The sequence below is a fragment of the Arenicella chitinivorans genome, assembly GCF_014651515.1.
In the GTDB taxonomy this organism is placed as follows: Bacteria; Pseudomonadota; Gammaproteobacteria; order Arenicellales; family Arenicellaceae; genus Arenicella; species Arenicella chitinivorans.
This window is the reverse complement of the sequence record NZ_BMXA01000002.1, coordinates 352,473-372,305: the sequence shown is the minus strand read 5'-3', so window position 1 is coordinate 372,305 and position 19,833 is coordinate 352,473. Positions and strand designations below refer to the sequence as shown.

Here is a 19,833-nt window from a genome sequence, read left to right as displayed (position 1 = left end):
ATTCAGCGAATGAGTAACCGCGATTACGCATCAACACAACTGGCTAAGGTATTGACACGTATACAAAATGCCTGCACCAAGGCCGGACGCGACCCCAGCACGGTGCGCTTGGTAGGCGCCAGCAAACACCAGTCTGCCAGATTAATACGTGACTTTGCAGAGGCCGGCTTGCATGACGTCGGTGAGAACTATCTGCAGGAAGCCCAAGAAAAGCAATCAAAGCTCAGCGATACAACACTGAAGTGGCACTACATCGGGCAAATTCAGTCAAATAAATGCAAAGCCATTGCCGAACATTTCAGCTGGGTTCATGGCGTTGATCGCCTTAAGGTCGCACGTCGGCTAAACCAGCATATGTCGGCAGAACGTGCACCACTGAAGGTATTGGTACAGATTAATATTGATGACGAACAAAGTAAGGCGGGCGTTAGCGCGCAAGCAGCGCCCGATCTCTGCGCCCAGATCAGTGAATTAGAGCGGTTAACGTTAACCGGCTTGATGATGATTCCTGCGCCCCAATCCAGTCCCGAACGGCAACGTGCCACCTTTGCCCAAGCACGCGAGCTGCTAAGCCAGATTAATCAACACCATGGCCTGAGCCTGTCAGAGCTCTCGATGGGCATGTCTAACGACCTGGAGCAGGCAATTCTCGAAGGCAGCACCCAAGTTCGAATCGGCACAGATTTGTTTGGGGCGCGCACCTAAACAAGTGACTAAGGTCCTCGAAGCGCATCGCGCAATCGGGCAAATAGCGATACAATCAGTTGTCTGCAACCACTTTCTTAAACCCAGAAGGAAACACACGCCCGTGAGCACAACAATCGGATTTATTGGCGGTGGCAATATGGCTACCAGCATGATTGGCGGCATGATCACTAGCGGCGTTGATGCCACGCAAATTTGCGTATTCGACCCCAGTGCCGCACGCATGCAGGATCTGCGAACCCAGTTCGGTCTGCGCTGCTGTGAGGACAACAATGCACTGATCCGTAGTTGCGATGTGGTGGTGATCGCCATTAAGCCCCAGGTCATGTCGTCGGTACTTACGCCTTTAGCGGCGTCATTCAATGCCAAACGCCCACTGCTTATTTCAGTAGTCGCCGGCATTCGTGCCGATTCAATTGATGGCTGGTTAGCGCAACGCCACGCCATCGTTCGTGTGATGCCCAATACGCCAGCGTTAATCGGCGCTGGTGCTAGCGGGCTGTACTCCACTGAGTTGGTTAGTGCGGCTCAACGCCAGCAGGCCGAACAACTGCTGAATACGGTCGGCTTGACCTTCTGGGTCGACAATGAATCGGATATCGACGCGGTAACCGCACTGTCAGGCAGTGGTCCAGCGTACTTCATGCTATTTATCGAATCACTGGTCAACGCGGCCGTCAAGGCCGGTCTCAACCCAGATACAGCACTTAGCCTCGCGGTCCAGACCGCCGAAGGTTCAGCTAAACTAATCAAATCCAGCAGCGATTCATTACCAGCACTAATCGACAAGGTGACTTCCCCCGGCGGCACCACCGAACAGGCGATGCAGCAATTTCGTACACATGGTCTGGACAAACTGGTTGCAACTGCATTTGATGCAGCTCACCGCCGCGCTACCGAACTCGCCGACGAACTTGGTTGAGATGGACAAAACCGCTTCATACACCGTCGTGTCACAACAATACTGTTAACCAACACCCTGAATTAGATATGCAAAACGCCGCTCATTTCTTAATCCAAGCCGTACTCTCACTGGCGCTGTATGTTGTGTTACTGCGCTTCTGGATGCAATGGGTGCGCGCAGATTTTCGTAACCAGCTTGGGCAGTTTATCATCGCGATGACCAACCCGATTGTCATACCGTTGCGCAAAATTTTGCCCAGCATTGGCACCATCGACACTGCCACAGTCGTACTGGCGCTGCTTATTGCGGCGATTAAGCTCACGGTTTACGTTGCCTTGCACGGCGCCAGTGCGAATCTAGTTACCATTCTAATGATCAGCATTGGACTGGTGCTCCGATACAGCATTTATTTGTTTATTGGCGCGATTTTAGTTGGCATCATCGCAAGCTGGGTCAACCCTCACACATACCATCCCGTGGTTATGGTGGCTCGCTCAATCAGCGCCCCACTGTTAGCACCCGCGCAACGCTTGATCCCGCCGTTAGCGGGGCTTGATTTTTCTCCGGTCGTGGTTCTGCTTCTGTTACAGGCGAGTCTGTATTTGATCTGGGAGTACCTTGCTCCGATACCTATCTAAACAGGTTTAATCCAACGATGAATAAGCCACATTCAGTCGGCATCGTTGAGCCGAAAGTTGCGCACTTCGATTCGCCACTGGAACTGACCAGCAAAAGTCGTCTCGACCAATATCAACTGGTGTACGAGACCTATGGCGAATTGAACTCAGACGCCAGCAATGCCGTATTGGTGTGCCACGCTCTGAGCAGCGATCACCATGCGGCTGGACGCCACGCCGGACAAAAACAGTCGACGGGTTGGTGGGATGCACTGGTCGGACCCGGCAAGCCACTGGACACCGAACGATTCTTTATTGTCTGCAGCAACAATCTTGGCGGTTGCAGTGGCAGCACTGGGCCTAGCAGCATAAATCCGGATACCAATAAGCCATATGGCCCAGACTTTCCAATTGTCACGGTATCGGACTGGGTTGAATCACAGGCTCGCTTAAGTGATCAACTTGGGATTCAGCAGTGGGCAGCCGTCATCGGCGGCAGCCTCGGTGGCATGCAGGTATTGCAGTGGAGCATCAGCTTCCCGGAGCGCGTTCGACACGCTATCGTCATCGCCTCTACCGCCAAGCTGACTGCCCAGAATATCGGCTTCAACGATGTAGCTCGCCAAGCCATCCGCACCGACCCGGAGTTCTTCGATGGCAACTACTATCAACACGGTACTCGCCCCCGCCGCGGGCTGCGTGTCGCCCGAATGCTCGGCCACATAACCTATTTATCGGACGACTCAATGGCGCATAAATTCGGTCGCAGTCTGCAACAAAAAGCCAAGTTCGACTATGAATTCACGCCCGAGTTCGAAGTCGAATCTTACCTGCGCTACAAAGGCGATCAATTTGTCGACCGCTTTGACGCCAATACGTATTTACTCATGACCAAGGCGCTGGATTACTTTGACCCTGCGGCCGACGCAGACGGCACGCTGAGCGGCGCCCTGAGTGCGGCCAGTGCTAACTTCTTGGTGGTCTCCTTTACCAGTGATTGGCGATTTTCGGTCGAGCGCTCACGCGAAATCGTGCGCGCACTGCAAAGTAATAAACTGAACGTCAGCTACGCAGAGGTTGAGTCTCCGCATGGCCATGATTCCTTTCTATTGTCGATAGATCACTATACCAGTGTTTTGCGCGCCTATATGAACCGTATACACCACGATCTCAACAGCTACGGGGAGGTAACAGGGTGAGCAAGATTCTTCATCAGACTGGCCTGACCCGACATGACTACCAGGTCATCAGTGATTGGATTGCCCCAAACAGCCACGTTATGGACCTTGGGTGTGGTAACGGCGCACTGTTAAAACACCTGCAGCAGGAGAAGAACGTCACAGGCTATGGTGTCGAGCTCGATCCTAGCAAGATCGCTCAGTGCATTGAGAATGGGGTAAATGTCATTCAAACCAACCTCGACCAAGGGTTGGATCACTTTAATACCGACGACTTCGATTACGTTATTCTATCACTGACATTGCAAGCCATGCGCAACCCTAAAGCGCTACTTCAGGAAATGATGCGAGTCGGAAAACAAGGTATTGTGACCTTCCCGAACTTTGCGCACTGGCGCAACCGATTACAGTTAGGTCTCGGCGGCTACATGCCTGTGAGCGAGGAATTACCTCACAAGTGGTACGACACACCCAACATCCATTTGTGCACAATCAAAGATTTTCGCGCATTGTGCGAGCAACTTGATTTCAGCATCGAATCGTCACTTGCGGTTCATCGAACAGGTCGTCAAGGTCTCAGCCTGAAACTGATGCCAAACCTATTCGGTGAAATTGCGCTGTGCCGATTCAGTAAAAACACCATTAGATACAGCACATGAACAATAACGACATACTTCGCCGCATCCGCTTTGCATTCGATTTTTCTGACCCACAAGCCGTCAAGCTCTTTAGCCTCGACCCAGCGTCGAGCGTGGCGATGACCAAGGACGACTTTGTGCGGCGCTTGGCCAAGGATGAAGATCCGGACTTTGTTGCTTGCACCGACATTGAGTTGTGTGCGTTTTTGGATGGCCTAATCGTGCACAAACGCGGCCTCCGCGATAACGCCCCGCCAGCCACTGCAAAGCCGACCAACTTTCACTTGACCAAGAACGATATCCTGAAGAAGCTACGAATCGCGCTGGCTTACCGCGAGGAAGACATGCTGGAGACCTTGGCTGAGGGCGGCACCGATATGTCCAAAAGTGAATTGGGCGCTTTGTTTCGAAACCCATCCCACAAGCACTACCGCGCTTGCGGCAATCAAGTGTTGCGAAACTTCATAAAAGGTCTGACCACCCGTCAAAGAGCGTAATGCGGATCACCCTGCTGATCAACTACGACGCGGCGGCACTATTGGCGCTCGCATATCTACAACCAGCTTTATCTAAACACCAAGTTTGTGTTTTCTATACACGCCACACTGCCAAAGTGACTGTTTCGCCGATGCTAGCCGACCTGAGTCAATTCGATGCCAAATTGACGCATCAAGCCGAATCCGCGATTGCGGCATTCTCACTGGAGAGACTGGATGACATCAATGGCGTGGATTTTGCGCGCTACCAGCAAACTAAGCCTGACTTGGTAATCAGCATTCGCCATATGCGTATTCTGCACGATGCCGCCATCGCGGTACCTAAACACGGTGTTATTAACCTTCACTCCGGCGCCCTACCCGCATACCAAGGTGTGATGGCGACATTCTGGGCGCTCCTCAATCAAGAAGAGCACTTAGGAACAACGTTACACTACATTGAGAACTCGGCCATAGATCAGGGCGCCATTATTGCCAGCAGCCACACGCCTGCACGCTACGATCATTCGTATTTATGGAATGTGTTAAATATCTATTCAGCAGGGTGCGCTAACGTCATCGACGCCGTGGGCCGACTGCACAATGGCGAGCCCCTCGATGCACGCGCACAAGCTGGCGGAGGCGCGTATTTTAGCTTTCCGGATCACGCGGCACTGACAAGCTTCCAACTGCCGTTGTTTGATCCAAGCGACACCCTAACGCGCTTTCTACCTCGCCGAGCACATTAAGCCCGCACCGCCTCATCTGCATTTTCCGCTATAGGCTCAAGGCGACGAATCTTGATCATGAACCACGCAAAGAGCAAGGTCATTAACGGGCTCAGCAAATTGAAAAAGCAAAACGGTAAATAGGTCATCGTACCGATACCCAACACAGCTGCATGATAGGCACCACACGTATTCCATGGAATCAGGACCGACGTCACGGTGCCCGTGTCCTCTAGCGTTCGACTCAGATTCTCAGATTTATACCCCATCTCTTTATACAAACCGGCATACATACGACCTGGGATCGCCACGGAAATATATTGATCTGATGTACTCAGATTGGTCACGATACAGGTTCCCGCGGTGCATGCCACTAGGCTGAAAAAACCGCTCACCAATGATTTAACTGCCTCCATGATACGCTGCAACATGCCGCAGGCTTCCATCACTCCACCGAACGCCATCGCGGCCAAAATCAACCACACGGTTTCCAACATACCGCGCATACCCGAGGCACTAAATAGATCGTTCAGCATTTCGTTGTTGGTCGGGATGTCCACGCCGCCAAATAGGGTGGTCATGATGATCGAGTACAATGCGTAGGGTTCACCGGGTTGCATAAGATCTGCCACCAATTCACGTTGAAAAAGCAAGGCACAGGCAATACCGGCTAACACGCCAGCAAACAGAGCAGGGATCGCGTCCACGCGGCGCATAATCAAGCCCAATGTAATAATGGGTGGCAATAGCAACCCGATGTGAATGTTAAATCGTTGCTCGATCGCCCCCAATACATTGGCCACATCCACTTCGGTCGCGGAGGTATCAATATTTAGCCCGATCACCGTAAATAAAACCAGGGTAATACCCATCGATGGACCGGTGGTCAAAAACAAATACCGAATGTGTGTGAACAGCGGCGTCTCGGTCACCGCTGCCGCCAGATTGGTCGTGTCTGATAGCGGTGAAATTTTATCGCCAAAGTAGGCACCAGAAATAATGGCCCCACCAATCAAACCATCCGGTATTTCCAGCGCCCGCCCCACACCGACCATCGCCAGACCAATGGTGGCCGCTGTTGACCAAGAACCGCCACTCATCAACGATGTCAAGGCACAGGCAATACAGCAGGCCAATAGAAAAATCGTGGGGTTGAGTATTTTAACGCCGTAGTACACCAACATCGGCACCGTGCCGCACAACAGCCAGATACTGGCCAAGGCACCGACCAACATAAGAATCAGGATCGATGGCATCGCATTACTGATGGTCGCGATGACACTCACTTGCTGCTTATGCCAAGGCGTTCCCCGTAGCAGCCCAATGGCAGCGGCAAAACCGGTCACCAAAATAATGATCACCTGAGTTGAGCCACTCAGGGCATCATCACCATACACCCAAACATTCCAAGAAAGCGCAGAGATCAGCACCAACACAGGTAAAAATGCGAGCCACAAAGGCATATCTGGTGTGCTTCGTTGAGCCGAAGTAGTGTCAATATCCATAAAATTAGTCTTTTTTAGTTTTTCTAGTGGTGGATTTTGTGAGGGGAATTCTCACAAGTAAAGAGCGACCCAGTGAATTTCAAACTTCTCAAGATTCATTTGCGGTATTCGGATAATCGTATACCTCGACGAAAATGTACAGAAGCGCGTGAAACTCGCCAGCCAGACGCCATTCTGGCGCGGGTCGTGAATTGCTGTTTTGAGCCACCAGGACTTACAACTTGTAAACCACTGATCTAAACCAGATTTACCTTGTTGACAAGGAAAAACTGGCGTAGGATTAAAAGTTGGTGGTTTTGTTGCAACAATTTGACCTCAAAACAACAGACTACCAGACATAACCTGAATAACAGTGAATCGAACCGGTTCACAGGAGAGTAATTAGTTATGAGAAAATTCCAACCCAGAGCACTTGCCCTGGCGGTTGCTGTCGCTTCTCTAGGCAGCGTCACAACGCCAAGCTTCGCTCAAGAAGATCGTTTGATCGAAGAGATCGTGACTATCGGCACACGCGGTAAACCGCGATCAGCAACCGACTCAGTTGCTGCGGTAGACGTCATCTCGGCCAGCGATTTTGTTTCTCAAGGCGGTGTCGACACTAGCAACCTACTGCGTAATGTCGTCCCTTCATTCAACGTGAACGACCAGCCAATCTCGGATGCTGCTACTCTCGTTCGCCCCGCTAACCTACGCGGCCTGGCCCCAGACCACACGTTGGTACTGGTTAATGGACAGCGACGTCACCGCGCGGCCGTCATCACCTGGCTGGGTAACGGAATCTCCGATGGCTCTCAAGGCCCAGACATCGCTGCTATTCCAGCACTGGCATTGCAAAGCGTTGAGGTACTCCGCGACGGTGCGGCTGCACAATACGGTTCTGACGCGATTGCAGGCGTAATCAACTTCAACCTCAAAAACTCAGACTCTGAAGGCTCAGTTGAAGCGCGTTACGGCCAATACACCGAGGGCGAATACCAATACACTTTGGCCTATAACCAAGGCTTCGCAATTGGCGATGGTTTCTTAAACCTGACGGCTGAATTTTCTGAAGCAGAAGCAACTGACCGTTCAGTACAACGTTCCGACGCCGCCGGCTTAATTGCGGCTGGTTACCAGGGCGTAAACGACCCAGCACAGGTCTGGGGCAGCCCAGAAATTGACGGTGACATTAAGTTGTGGGCAAACTTCGGCACACAACTTACCGAAAGCGTTGAACTATTCGGTAATGCAAATTACAACACCAAAACAGTGACCGGTGGTTTCTACTATCGTAACCCTACCAATCGCGGCGGTGTTTACAGCGCGGACGGCGGCGAAACCCTGTTAATTGGCGACCTCACTCCAAATGACGGTGTTGACTGCCCAGTGGTCACATTGAATGGCGTTACACCAGACCCAGATGCGTTCGCACAAGTGGCTTCCGACCCGAACTGCTTCTCATTCCAAGAGCTGATTCCAGGTGGCTTCACACCAAACTTTGGTGGTGACGTAACGGATCAATCTTTGTTACTGGGCTTGCGTGGCGAAACTGACGGCGGTTTGTTCTGGTCAGTCACCGGTTACTACGGTGCTAATGAAGCGGATTTCTTCATCAACAATACGGTCAACGCCAGCCTTGGTCCGAACACACCACGTGATTTCAATCCAGGCGCCTACGAACAGCAAGACCTAAATCTGAACGCTGACTTCAGCATGCCGTTGTCAGACACAGTGACATTGGCTTTCGGTGCGGAATATCGTAATGAGGAGTTCTCCATCGTTGCTGGTCAAGCAGAGTCTTACATCGACGGCGGCTTAGGTACTCAAGGCTTCTCGACGTCAACCAATGGCTTCCCTGGCTTTTCACCCACGATCGCCGGCTCATTTGATCGTGCCAACACCTCGGTCTATACCGACCTGGAATGGCAAGCAAGTGATGCATTGATCGTAGCGGCAGCGTTGCGTTACGAAGACTTTGATGACTTTGGTAGCACCACCAACTACAAACTGGGCATGAACTACGCGTTCACCGACACTTTCGGTATGCGTGCCACAGTGAGTTCTGGCTTCAAAGCACCAACACCAGGCCAGTCAAATGCGTCGAATATCTCAACACAGATCATTCAAGGCGTGTTGACCAACCAAGGCGTGATTCCACCCGATAGCCCCGCAGCACGCTTGCGTGGCGGCGGTCCACTAGGCCCGGAAGAGTCGCAGAACTTCACACTGGGTGCGTATTTCTCGGCTGGCCCAGTTGACGTGACACTGGACTACTTCGACATTGATGTGGACGACCGCTTGAGTCTGTCTAATGACTTCGTGTTGACACCTGAAGATCTGGAAACGTTGGCAGGCCAAGGTATCGATGCGTCTGACATCTCGCAGTTCCGCTTCTTCACCAACCAATTCGACACCAACACCAGCGGCTTCGATGTCGTTGCGTCTTGGAACACAGATTGGCTAGGTGGATCCACTAACTGGAACGTCGCTTACAACTACACGGATACGGAAGTGACGCGTCGCAACCCGAACTTGTTGAACGACAATCGCGTCAACTTGATCGAAAACGGCACGCCAGATACACGCTGGAATTTCACAGCCAACCATCAGCTTGAAAAGGTTCGTTTGTTAGCTCGCGTAAGTTACTACGGCGAATTCTATGATAACGAAGCTGGCGGCGAGTTTGACTCAAACGTATTGCTGGACCTGGAAGCAGGTTACAATTACTCGGACGCGTTAACCCTGACATTGGGCGCTCGAAACGTGACTGATGAGCAAGGCTGTTCAACCAACGTATGTGGTCAAACACCGGCCAACGCATTGGGCTTACCTTACAGCCAGTTCAGTCCTTTCGGATTTAACGGCACGTTCGTGTACGCTCGCGCAACCTACAACTTCTAGACCTAGCTACGGCAAGTCCTAGAGAACGGGCGTCGCATTCGACGCCCGTTTTTTTTGCCTACTGGTCAGGAACAAATCCCGTATACTGACCGCTTCGAATAACAACAATTCCTCGTTTTGCTATGCAAGAAACCGTAAATTTTCTGAACAGCATCATCTGGAGCCCAGCACTGGTGTATTTGTGTCTGGCAGCCGGCCTGTTCTATACCATTCTTACTCGCGGCCTTCAGGTGCGCCTTTTCGGTGAGATGATTCGCCTACTAAAATCCGGCAGAGGCTCGGAGCAAGGTATCTCGCCATTCCAAGCATTAGCCGTCTCGCTGTCTGGCCGAGTAGGAACTGGTAATATCGCCGGGGTTGCCGCGGCGATCGGTTTTGGCGGTCCGGGCGCGGTGTTCTGGATGTGGATTGTCGCCATCTTCGGCGCCGCCACAGCCTACATCGAAGCGACCCTCGCACAGATATACAAAGAAGTTCACAACGGCGAGTATCGTGGTGGACCGGCCTATTACATCGAAAAAGCCATGGGCCAGACTTGGTATTCATGGGTTTTCGCCATTGCCACGATCATTGCATGCGGATTCTTGTTGCCCACAGTGCAATCGAATGCGATTGGCAACGCGGTAGTTCAAACGCTGGGCCAAGGCTCTCTGGTGGATACTGCAGCGGGCACACTGAGCTCGACCAAAATCATTACCGGTGCCGTGATCGTGACGGTTCTGGGTTTTATTATTTTTGGTGGCGTAAAACGAATCGCGGGCTTCGCGCAATTCGTGGTCCCGTTTATGGCGATCGCCTATATCGTCTTCGCCTTGGCTATCATTGCCCTTAACTTAAGCGAATTACCGCGCATCTTTATGCTGATTGTTGGTGACGCATTTACACCCATGGCGGGGTTTGGTGCGGCCATCGGTTGGGGCGTAAAACGTGGAATCTATTCAAACGAGGCCGGACAAGGTACAGCGCCACATGCGGCCGCGGCCGCCGAGGTTGAACATCCGGCACAACAAGGGCTGGTGCAGTCTTTTTCAATCTACATTGACACGCTGTTTGTGTGTACTGCCACCGCGTTTATGATCCTGATCACGGGCATGTATAACGTGGCCGACAATACCGGCGCACTGATCGTACAAAACGTCGCCGCAGGAACGGAAATTAGTAGCCCTGCGTTTACTCAAATGGCCATTGAGAGCGTGATGCCCGGGATTGGGAACCCATTTGTGGCAATCGCACTGTTTTTCTTCTCTTTCACCACTCTGATGGCGTACTACTATATCGCAGAAAGCAACGTGGCCTACATTAGCCGTTTTGTACGCATCCCAGGTGCCATCACCGTACTCAAGGTAGGGCTGATGCTGGCGGTATTTTATGGCACCGTAAAAGCAGCCAGCCTCGCTTGGTCGTTGGGCGATATTGGCGTCGGGCTGATGGCTTGGGTCAACATCGTCGGCATCTTGATCATTTTCTTTATGGGGCGTCCTGCGCTAAAAGCCCTTAAGGATTATGAAAGACAACGCAATGCCGGTGCAACGAGCTTCTCTTTTGACCCCAAAGCGTTGGGGATCAAAAATGCAGATTATTGGGAAGATAAACAGAACTCATAGCGGCTACTCCCGATTCGGCGTGCGCATTACAACGTATCGCCGAATCGGTCTGCACCGATCATCAACCATCGGCCAGCAGTCGGCGCAAATCCGCAATCGCTGAATTCGCACGACCAATATACGAACTCATGACCAGAGAATGGTTAGCGAACATCCCCATGCCGCTACCATTGAGAATCATTGGACTATCAACATCCTGCTGAGTTGATTCCAGTTCACGAATAATTTGCCGCAGTGTGGGGACCGCGTTCTTGTCTTCAAGAACAGGTCGGAAATCAATTTCGGCGGCGCGCAGATAATGGATAAGGGCCCAGGCCGTGCCTCGCGCTTCATAAAAGTTATCATCGATATCGAACCAGGAGGTTTTGGCCAGCACTTCATCGGCTGCCGAAGTCGACTGTTGAGCTCGCGCATCGCCGGCTAAATCAGTATTCACACGCACTTGCGGACGCGCTTGACTTAACCGTTGAGACAGAGACCCCAGCCGTTTCTCTACCAAGCCCAACCATTCACCAAGATTATCGGCGCGCGCATAAAACTGTGCATTCTGCTGATTTGGATCCCGTAACCGCAGCTCATATTTACGCAGTGCTTTAATCCCCTCCTTGTACTCGCCTTCGGCCGAAGGAAACATCCAGGCATCACTGTCGACATTGAACTTGGGCTCCGCGATTTCCAAATCAGGGTCGGCAAGAGACTGAGTCTGTGAACGGCTATAATCATTCCGCATCGCCTTAACCAGATCACGAATTTGTTGCAGAACACCAAACTCCCAATTTGGCACGTTATCCATCATCACCATCGGTGGCATGATGTCATTACTCATGTAGCCACCACGCTTCTCGAGCAGCGTTTCGGCCGTTTTGATTAGCATCTCCGTCGTAGCCGAACCGACAACCGTGCGTTCAGCGTCGGTGGACTGATTCAGCTGCTGAAATTCAGGCTCATCGTCCAAGTACCAGCCCGAAATTAATACCAAGCCGATAATAGATAAAACACCGATAACCAGAGGATGTCGTAGAAAAGCCATGCTGCGCTCCAAATAATGTCGTTAAGCGCCGCTTCCAAACAGCGCACCTACAATATCAATGGGAGCCGAAGGCGAAATTACAAGACCGAAACTGAATTGTTTCGCTTTATGCGGTCACCGCTTTACACAGTTCGGTAATGGCTGCCCAGTCACCTTTTCTGACGAGATCAGTCGGCGCCAACCAACTGCCACCCACGCACATGACGTTCGGCAATGCAAGAAACTCACGGTAATTTGACTCGCTCACCCCACCGGTCGGACAGAATCGAATTTTTGGGAACGGGCCATTAAACGCTTTTAAAGCACCGATTCCACCGACCACGGTGGCCGGGAACAATTTGCATTCGGTCAAACCATATTCGATGGCTAGCAGCACCTCTGAGGCACTCGCCACCCCAGGCAAATACGGCACACCGAGCTCCTGCGCAGCCTCCACCAGCTTGCGTGTCAAGCCTGGGCTGATAACCCCATCAACCCCTGCTTTAACGACCGCGGCCATCTGTGCAGCGGAATTTACCGTTCCGGCCAACACCATCATCTCTGGGTAGGATTGTTTGATCAACTCAATGGCTTTTATTCCGTACTCATTTCGTAACGTGATTTCGATAACCGATACCCCGCCAGCCAGCAATGCGCCCGCAAGACCATGAGCTTGAGCCTCATCTTCGATTACAACAACAGGCACAACCTGTTGATTACCCAGTAACTTACTGACGACTGGCAGATTGTTCACAATTGTTTCTCCCTCAGTGCTCTCTAATATCGCTGCAGATGCTTTCATTCGCTATTTCCAATACGTTCATTTGCTTTGCCAATAAATGATGCGCCGTGCGTTGAATCACCAACCACTTCTCGCATCTTCTCAAATAGTCCTCGCCCCAGTGTATTCGGTGTCAGAGGCTCGACTGCCGGTGTCCGGCTCGCTAATTCAGACCCATCCACTAGTGCTTCCAATTCGCCGGTATGGCAGTTAATACGCACCACATCACCGTCGTTTAAGTACGCCAGTAACCCACCCTTTTTCGCCTCCGGTGTGACATGCATCGCCGTCAACACCTTACCAGAGGCACCAGACATGCGACCATCGGTCACTAACGCAACTTTGTGGCCGCGATCCTGCAGGATTCCGAGATAAGGAGTAAGTTTATGTAGTTCCGGCATCCCATTGGCCGAAGGACCTTGAAAACGGACGACGGCAACATGGTCACAACCTAACTCTCCCGCATCAAACGCGGTTTTTAGCGCTTCTTGCGTATCAAAAATCTTACACGGTGCCTCAATAACCTGGTATTGCTCGTCTACGGCAGATATCTTCACCACACCCGTCCCAAGGTTTCCAGTTACCGTGCGCATCCCGCCTTCTGGTGCAAACGGCGCTTCAATCGGAGATAGAATCGTATCGTCGCCACTTTCGGCGACCGGCTGTCCCCATGAAATTACGCGTTCCCCATCGAGCTCAGGCTTTCGAGTGTACGCATCCAGACCCTCACCCATTACGTTCACAACATCTTCGTTCAATAATCCTTTGCGACGCAATTGATACACCACATAAGCCAGCCCTCCGGCCTGCTCGAAGTGATTCACGTCGGCTTGACCATTTGGGTAAACCCGGGCTAGCAACGGCGTCATCCGCGAGACTTCGTCCATATCTTCCCAGCTAATCTGAATTCCTGCTGCTGCTGCCATGGCGATCAAATGCAGGGTGAGGTTGGTCGACCCACCGGTCGCCATCATCATCACAATCGCGTTCACCACGGACTGCTCAGTCACCACTTCAGCCATCGGGCGATAGTTCGCGCCTTTCGTGGTTTGATCCAACAGTCGGCGCACCGACTCTTTGGTCAATTCGGTGCGCAGCAGTGTCCCTGGATTAACAAACGATGTACCCGCCAATTGCAGGCCCATGGCTTCCATCAAAGTTTGATTGGTGTTCGCAGTACCGTAGAACGTACAGGTACCGGCACTGTGATAGGACGCGGACTCCGATTCCAATAGTTTGGCCTTATCAATTTCGCCGGCGGCAAATTTTTGTCGTGCCAGCGCTTTTTCTTTATTCGGAATTCCGGAGGGCATCGGTCCAGCCGGAACAAACATCACCGGCAAGTGACCAAATTGTAAAGCGCCCATCACCAAACCGGGAACGATCTTGTCACACACGCCCAAACACATCACACCATCGTAGACGTCGTGTGACAACGACACTGCGGTCGCGAGCGCAATCACATCGCGACTAAACAGGCTTAACTCCATGCCCGGCTGACCCTGCGTTACCCCATCACACATCGCGGGCACACCACCAGCAACCTGCGCGGTGGCCCCCATGTCACGCGCTGTCAGTTTGATGATATTGGGGTAGCTTGCAAACGGTTGGTGCGCAGACAGCATATCGTTATACGCAGTCACAATTCCGATGTTAGCCCCTTGACCGGCTGGCATCGCTTTTTTATCAGCTTCCGATTCGGCGGCCACCACGTGCGCCCAGTTACTGCAGGACAATCGATCCGGTGCTGGTGGCGCATTTCGCATGGCGTCGACCATTGCAAGGTATTCAGCACGGGTGTCCCTACTGCGCTCGATGATTCTGTCGGTAATTTGTTTAATCGTCATAATTGGAAGCAGTCCAAACTAGTCTGCGTAGTAAACCTGTAATGGAATCTGTTGCTGAAAAATAGCACTTCGGATAGGCAGCTCAGTGGCGTCCGTCCCAGCACACGCTTGCTCAAACACACGGCGCTTCTCCGCGCCCGTGAAATGCAAAGCCAAAAACTGAGTATTTAGTAATGCGGGTAAGCTCCAGGTAATACGTGGAACCTGAGTAGTGGGGCTTTCGCACGTCAGCAAGAGCGACGACGACGCCGGATCAACCAATTCCGCCACATTGTCTGCATCCGGAAAAAACGACGCGGTATGACCATCACCACCCATACCTAAAATAACAATATCAAATGGGCGTGGGGCGTCCATCGACGACGAAGTCGCCACACAATAATTACCCAACACGGCCGAGTAAGAAGCCACCACGCTCTGTGCAGGCTGGTACAGCGGCACAAAACGCACGCTGTCCGGCAAGGCGTCTAACAAATAGCGATGCATAAATGCAGCATTTGAGAGCTCATGCGTTTCCGGCACCCAGCGCTCGTCCACCAGCGTAATGACGACTTTCGACCAATCTACATCGTGGTCGGCTAGCGCTTTAAATAACGGTTTAGGTGTGGAACCACCCGACAGCGCCATCACGGCGATACCATTTCGGGCAATGGCTTCACTGAGTTTGACCACCAACTCACCTGCTAAGTTATCTGCCAGACTGTCGGCATCACTACCTTGATGCCAATCGAAGTTTGCGTCCATCTTAGCCACCATAATCCTGCCACTTGCGGCCATCTTTAATCAGCAGCCCAAGCGCATCATCCGGCCCAGTCGAACCGGCCTTGTATTTTTGTGGTTTTTGCTGCGTCGTCTTCCAACCATCGATCATGCCATCAACCCAGCGCCAGGCGCCGCGCAATTCGTCGGATCGCATAAACAGGGTCTGGTCGCCGCGTGTCACATCCAGAATCAATCGCTCGTACGCACTCGGGCTACGGTGATCCTCGAACGCTTCTTCGAATGACAGGTTCAGGCCCACGTTTTGCAAGGTTGTCTTCTCACTCAGCCCTGGCACCTTGTTCATTAACTTCATTTCCACACCCTCGTTAGGCTGTAGACGAATCACTAACTGATTGTTATTGATTGCGTTTGGGTCAATATCAATAAACTTGAAGATCACTGGCTTAAATTGAATAACGATTTCGGAATAGCGATTCGCCATCCGCTTGCCAGTACGTAAATAAAACGGAACACCCTGCCAGCGGTTGTTCTCGATCTCAGCCTTGATCGCAACGAAGGTTTCAGTATCCGACTCGCCTGATGCATCGTCTTCCTGACTGTATCCTGGAACCAACTCTTGGCCGACCGAGCCTTCGGTATATTGCCCTCGCACCGTGAGCGTTTGCACGTTTGAGGCATCAATCGGTTTTAGGCTGCGAATAACTTTCAGCTTCTCATCGCGAATATCATCTGCCTTATTACGCGACGGAAACTCCATCGCCACCAGACACACAAGTTGCAACAAATGGTTCTGCACCATATCGCGTAATGCACCAGACTCATCATAGTAAGCCCAACGACCTCCAGCACCAACGCTCTCAGCCACGGTAACCTGTACATGGTCGATATAATGTCGATTCCACAGCGGCTCGAAAAAGATATTAGAAAATCGCAGCGCCAGCAGGTTTTGAACAGTTTCCTTACCAAGATAGTGATCGATACGATAAATCTGCTGCTCTTCGAATGTCTCAAACAGCGTGTTATTGATCTCGTTGAAGGACTCACGAGAAGACCCTAATGGCTTCTCAACCACCAATCGTGTGGTATCGGTGACCGCACCAGCCTCGCCCATAGCCTTACAGATCGGCGCAAAAATTGACGGTGGCGTCGAAAGGTAGAATACGATTTCGCCTTCCCCCATCTCTTTTTGCAAACGCTTAATGTCGCCTGGATCGGTCGCATCACCAACAAAATGCAAGATACGGTCAGCAAAGCTGGCCCAAGTCTCATCGTCGACCCCTTTTACGTAATCACTGTCCTCCGTCCATTTGCGCATATTATCGACAAATGCCTCGGCAGTGTATTTGCCACGACCAAAGCCCACGACTTTCGAGCAGTCCGCCAGTAAAGACTCTTTGTGAAGACTGTACAGCGCCGGGTATAATTTCCGGAAGGCGAGGTCGCCTTCGCCGCCAACAATCACGATGTTACAGGTGTTAAGCATTTGTTGCTCCAATCCAACGCTGACGACCTACTTCAAACGACAGCGGAAAACAGGTCGGTTTCCACGATTGAAAGTTTCACTGGCCAATCAGATTTATGTAATTAATTTACATATTTTAGGGATAATGTTAAATTATTTCAAATTGAATGTTATTTTATTACAAAAATTTGCACGCCAGATCGAGCATATACTCGGGCAGAGCGCACCGCAAAGACTACACGTTAACGCTAAAGCATACTAACCCGTTGACGCCTAAGCGCAAGTAATGCGTACAACACCGGCCCACGCGGGCACTAACCCACATTTCTGACCTTAAGACCGCGCAATCAGAGTACCATAGCGGCGACCATAATAAGGAGCGAGGACCCATGAGTGACAACCCGACGCTAATCGCAGACATTGGCGGCACCAACGCGCGATTTGCGCTGACCACCGATGCACCGCGTTACTTCCAGCAGGCACAAACGCTGGAAGCCGCTGAATTCGAACACGTGTCGGATGCCATCGACACGTATCTGCATTCGCATAACATAAAACAGCTGAAAGCAATTTCGCTGGCTGTCGCCGGCCCGATCAGGGACGGCAAAGTCACGTTTCCGAACAGTCACTGGTCGATTGATTGTCACTCACTGCGAGCGCGTTACCACACCGACCACGTCAAGCTGCTCAATGATTGGGAAGCAATCTCCTACAGCTTGAGCTGCCTAGACTCTGGTGATCTCATCAATATAGGTGGCACCTGGGACGGTCTGCCGGATAGCGATTATACGGTTGGTGCGCTCGGACCGGGCAGTGGCCTGGGCATGTCTGGCCTACTGCGCCGCAATGACGTTTTAATTCCGCTGGTAACCGAAGGTGGCCACGCGGGCTTCTCACCTGAGAATCAGTTGCAAGGCGAAATCCTGGCCTATTTGCATCAAAAATTTGATGACCGCATTTCTCGAGAACGACTGCTTTCGGGTCCGGGACTGGTGAATATCCATGAAGCCTTGTGCGAGATCCATGGCCAGGAAAACCCAGGCCTCATCGCTGCCGACATCGCCGTAGCAGGCATCAATAAAACGGATCCAATCTGCGAAGAAACCTTCGACCTATTTTTCGAAGTACTGGGACAAGTCGCCGGTGATATCGCCTTGGCGCTCGGTGCCAACGACGGTATTTTTATCGGCGGTGGAATTTGCCAGCGCTACCCAAATCAACTGTTGGCAAGTCGTTTCCGCAAAGGATTCGAAAACAAAGGCCGACACAGCCCCTTGATGAAAGACATCCCGACCTGGTTAATCACGCATAAAAACCCGGGTCTGCTCGGCGCCAGCGTATTCGCGCAAACCAATCTTTAAATCAGCCAACGTATGTCAACACAAAAAAGCCCCGATGTTTTGCATCGGGGCTTTTTGCTTGAAACTCGACAAATCCGAGCACCTAGGCTTCGCTAACGCCTGGGCCCGATGGTCGCCACCCTTTGGCACCGTAGAAGGCAATGTACACGTAGCAAACTAAGGGAATCAGGAAAGAAATCTGTAAACCAGCATTGTCTGCCACCACGCCTTGTAGCAGTGGAATCAATGCCCCACCAATAATCGCCGTACACAACAATCCGGAACCGCGACTGGCCAACGGGCCGAGTTTGGCAATGGCCAGACTGAAAATAGTTGGAAACATCAGCGAGTTGAAGAAACCGACCGCCACCAATGCCAGATACGCAGGCTTACCGCCGGTAGTGATGGTAACCACCAACAGCGCCACTGCACACAAAGCATTGATCAGCAGCATACGGTTACCCGGAATGACAAACATCAGCGCCACGCCAACGAAGCGGCCGATTAGTGCCAGCCCCCAGTAATACGCCACAAAGTCCGCCGCTTGCTCTTCCGGCATACCCGCTATCGCTGGGTCAGCCATAAAATTGATAATCAGGCTGCCGATCGCCACTTCCGCACCAACGTAGACAAAAATAGCAATCACACCCAGCACCAAATGGCGAAACCCGAGTGCATCTTTGTAACTGCCCTTGTGAGACTCGTCGCTCAAATTTGGCAACTTCACGAACATAAAAACCACGGCCATGACTAACAGCGCGATCCCGAGATTTACGTACGGCATTTTCACAGCGTCTGCTGACAGTACGGTCGCCGACACCGCTGCACCGAGTAACAACGAACCGCCTATTTTTGGTCCCAAAAAAGCACCAAAGGAATTAAATGCTTGGGTTAACGTTAATCGTCGTGGCGCCGTCGCAGCAGGGCCTAACTGTGCCACATAAGGATTGGCCGATACCTGTAACAAGGTAATTCCCGACGCCAACACAAACAAGGCGCCCAGAAACAGGTTGTAGTTCAAATTATTTGCCGCTGGCACAAACAGAAAACAACCGACTGCGGCCACTGCCAGCCCAACCACAGCACCACGTTGATAGCCGATCCGCTTAACCAGCGTGCCGGATGGAATACTGCATACACCGTACGCGGTAAAAAAGCAGAATTGAATTAGCAAGGCCTGCGTATAATTTAAATCAAACAGCTTCTTAAAGTAAGGAATCAAGACGTCATTCAGCGAGGTTAAAAAACCCCACATAAAAAACAACGATGTCAAAATAATCAGGGGAACCAGATAATTGGTATTTTCGCCCTCGCCGAGCGAAGTGTCGGGGGCCTTCCAGTTTGGTGTTTGAGCCATGGTGAGTTCTCTTTCGTTATTAGTGTTATATAAGCGCTCGATTATTAAGCACGAAGCTCAAAATCGATCTACTTGTTGC

General features: G+C 51.7%; 17 protein-coding genes. 10 read left to right on the top strand and 7 right to left on the bottom strand.

Annotated elements, in window-relative coordinates; genetic code table 11:
- Positions 1 to 9: 9 nt before the first annotated feature.
- The 7 genes from IE055_RS06785 (at position 10) to IE055_RS06755 (ending at position 5,267) form a co-directional block, all read left to right on the top strand.
- Positions 10 to 705 carry a YggS family pyridoxal phosphate-dependent enzyme gene (locus tag IE055_RS06785; protein ID WP_189399263.1) on the top strand — a complete coding sequence of 232 codons (696 nt, stop codon included), beginning with the start codon at positions 10 to 12 and terminating at the stop codon, positions 703 to 705.
- A gap of 103 nt (positions 706 to 808) precedes the next feature.
- A complete protein-coding gene (gene proC / locus IE055_RS06780; RefSeq protein WP_189399262.1) occupies positions 809 to 1,627 on the top strand; it encodes a pyrroline-5-carboxylate reductase in 819 nt (272 codons plus the stop codon).
- Between the two features lie 68 nt (positions 1,628 to 1,695).
- Entirely contained in the window at positions 1,696 to 2,247 is a 552-nt protein-coding gene (locus IE055_RS06775; protein WP_189399261.1) for a YggT family protein, read from the top strand.
- A 17-nt stretch (positions 2,248 to 2,264) separates the two neighbouring features.
- A complete protein-coding gene (metX, locus tag IE055_RS06770; protein ID WP_189399260.1) occupies positions 2,265 to 3,425 on the top strand; it encodes a homoserine O-succinyltransferase MetX in 1,161 nt (386 codons plus the stop codon).
- Positions 3,422 to 4,063 (top strand): methionine biosynthesis protein MetW, encoded by a 642-nt coding sequence (gene metW, locus IE055_RS06765; RefSeq protein ID WP_373299178.1) that lies wholly within the window; start codon positions 3,422 to 3,424, stop codon positions 4,061 to 4,063. The genes metX and metW overlap by 4 nt, the downstream gene beginning before the upstream one ends.
- On the top strand, positions 4,060 to 4,539 hold the full coding sequence (locus tag IE055_RS06760) for a YehS family protein (protein WP_189399259.1): 480 nt from the start codon (positions 4,060 to 4,062) through the stop codon (positions 4,537 to 4,539). The genes metW and IE055_RS06760 overlap by 4 nt, the downstream gene beginning before the upstream one ends.
- Positions 4,539 to 5,267 (top strand): formyl transferase, encoded by a 729-nt coding sequence (locus tag IE055_RS06755; protein ID WP_189399258.1) that lies wholly within the window; start codon positions 4,539 to 4,541, stop codon positions 5,265 to 5,267. The genes IE055_RS06760 and IE055_RS06755 overlap by 1 nt, the downstream gene beginning before the upstream one ends.
- On the opposite strand, the gene IE055_RS06750 is transcribed toward IE055_RS06755, so the two are convergent.
- Positions 5,264 to 6,751 carry a Na+/H+ antiporter NhaC family protein gene (locus IE055_RS06750; RefSeq protein WP_229794179.1) on the bottom strand — a complete coding sequence of 496 codons (1,488 nt, stop codon included), beginning with the start codon at positions 6,749 to 6,751 and terminating at the stop codon, positions 5,264 to 5,266. The two genes, IE055_RS06755 and IE055_RS06750, sit on opposite strands and share 4 nt — an antisense overlap.
- Before the next feature lie 387 nt (positions 6,752 to 7,138).
- Here IE055_RS06750 and IE055_RS06745 point away from each other — a divergent pair, with 387 nt between their 5' ends.
- Together IE055_RS06745 and IE055_RS06740 are read left to right on the top strand one after the other, a co-directional pair.
- Positions 7,139 to 9,631 carry a TonB-dependent receptor plug domain-containing protein gene (locus IE055_RS06745; protein ID WP_189399257.1) on the top strand — a complete coding sequence of 831 codons (2,493 nt, stop codon included), beginning with the start codon at positions 7,139 to 7,141 and terminating at the stop codon, positions 9,629 to 9,631.
- A gap of 122 nt (positions 9,632 to 9,753) precedes the next feature.
- Positions 9,754 to 11,235: an alanine/glycine:cation symporter family protein gene (locus IE055_RS06740; RefSeq protein WP_189399256.1), complete on the top strand. Its 1,482-nt coding sequence runs from the start codon at positions 9,754 to 9,756 to the stop codon at positions 11,233 to 11,235.
- Positions 11,236 to 11,296: 61 nt separating this feature from the next.
- On the opposite strand, the gene IE055_RS06735 is transcribed toward IE055_RS06740, so the two are convergent.
- From IE055_RS06735 to zwf, 5 genes are all read right to left on the bottom strand, one after another.
- The gene (locus IE055_RS06735; protein WP_189399255.1) at positions 11,297 to 12,265 is read right to left on the bottom strand and encodes a DUF2333 family protein; all 969 of its coding nucleotides are present in this window, start codon (positions 12,263 to 12,265) and stop codon (positions 11,297 to 11,299) included.
- Between the two features lie 106 nt (positions 12,266 to 12,371).
- Positions 12,372 to 13,046: a bifunctional 4-hydroxy-2-oxoglutarate aldolase/2-dehydro-3-deoxy-phosphogluconate aldolase gene (gene eda / locus IE055_RS06730; protein WP_189399254.1), complete on the bottom strand. Its 675-nt coding sequence runs from the start codon at positions 13,044 to 13,046 to the stop codon at positions 12,372 to 12,374.
- Positions 13,043 to 14,872 (bottom strand): phosphogluconate dehydratase, encoded by a 1,830-nt coding sequence (edd, locus tag IE055_RS06725; RefSeq protein WP_189399253.1) that lies wholly within the window; start codon positions 14,870 to 14,872, stop codon positions 13,043 to 13,045. The genes eda and edd overlap by 4 nt, the downstream gene beginning before the upstream one ends.
- Before the next feature lie 18 nt (positions 14,873 to 14,890).
- On the bottom strand, positions 14,891 to 15,616 hold the full coding sequence (gene pgl / locus IE055_RS06720) for a 6-phosphogluconolactonase (RefSeq protein WP_189399252.1): 726 nt from the start codon (positions 15,614 to 15,616) through the stop codon (positions 14,891 to 14,893).
- Position 15,617: 1 nt separating this feature from the next.
- The gene (zwf, locus tag IE055_RS06715) at positions 15,618 to 17,078 is read right to left on the bottom strand and encodes a glucose-6-phosphate dehydrogenase (protein WP_189399251.1); all 1,461 of its coding nucleotides are present in this window, start codon (positions 17,076 to 17,078) and stop codon (positions 15,618 to 15,620) included.
- A gap of 368 nt (positions 17,079 to 17,446) precedes the next feature.
- Here zwf and glk point away from each other — a divergent pair, with 368 nt between their 5' ends.
- The gene (gene glk / locus IE055_RS06710) at positions 17,447 to 18,418 is read left to right on the top strand and encodes a glucokinase (protein ID WP_189399250.1); all 972 of its coding nucleotides are present in this window, start codon (positions 17,447 to 17,449) and stop codon (positions 18,416 to 18,418) included.
- A gap of 82 nt (positions 18,419 to 18,500) precedes the next feature.
- Here the strand turns inward: glk and IE055_RS06705 are convergent, their stop codons facing one another.
- A complete protein-coding gene (locus IE055_RS06705; RefSeq protein WP_189399249.1) occupies positions 18,501 to 19,754 on the bottom strand; it encodes a sugar MFS transporter in 1,254 nt (417 codons plus the stop codon).
- Positions 19,755 to 19,833 lie beyond the last annotated feature (79 nt).